This is a genomic window from Companilactobacillus versmoldensis DSM 14857 = KCTC 3814, from assembly GCF_001434295.1.
GTDB lineage: Bacteria > Bacillota > Bacilli > Lactobacillales > Lactobacillaceae > Companilactobacillus > Companilactobacillus versmoldensis.
Window position 1 is genome coordinate 1 of the sequence record NZ_AZFA01000060.1, and the last position, 450, is coordinate 450.

Genomic DNA, 450 nt, shown 5'->3' on the forward strand with positions numbered 1-450 from the left:
ACCAGAAAGTTTAGACCCAATTTTTGGACAGACGTTCCCATCCAACGTCTGTCCTTTTTGTTTGCTTTAACTTCAAAGAGACATCATAATGTGTGTGCGAGGAAGGTTGTTATCAAAGAGGCAACAATCATGGATGACCATAAGAAATATCGGATTTTTAGGATTGTCTTTGGTGCTTTATTGATTGTTACGATTATACTGATTTTTAGCAACAAAGATAGATTCGAATCAATCATTCCTGGGGTCTTAGCACTTGTTAATGGCGCGATTTATTTGTACTTTAAGTTCAACGAACGAGCAGACAAACGTCGTGAGAAAGACAGAAAATTACATCTTGATAAGTGAAAAACAAAAAACGCAAACTAGTCTTGAGAAAATTGAGACTAGTTTTTTTAATAAAAAAAATCTCGACCGTAAGTCGAGATCAAATTTATTTGGGTCTAAACTTTC

1 protein-coding gene is annotated in these 450 nt (G+C 34.9%); it reads left to right on the top strand.

What is annotated here, in order from left to right; translation table 11 throughout:
* Positions 1-345, top strand: a 345-nt coding sequence (locus tag FC27_RS11525; protein WP_235807885.1) for a hypothetical protein, incomplete at its 5' end; no start/stop codon positions are given.
* Between the last annotated feature and the right edge of the window lie 105 nt (positions 346-450).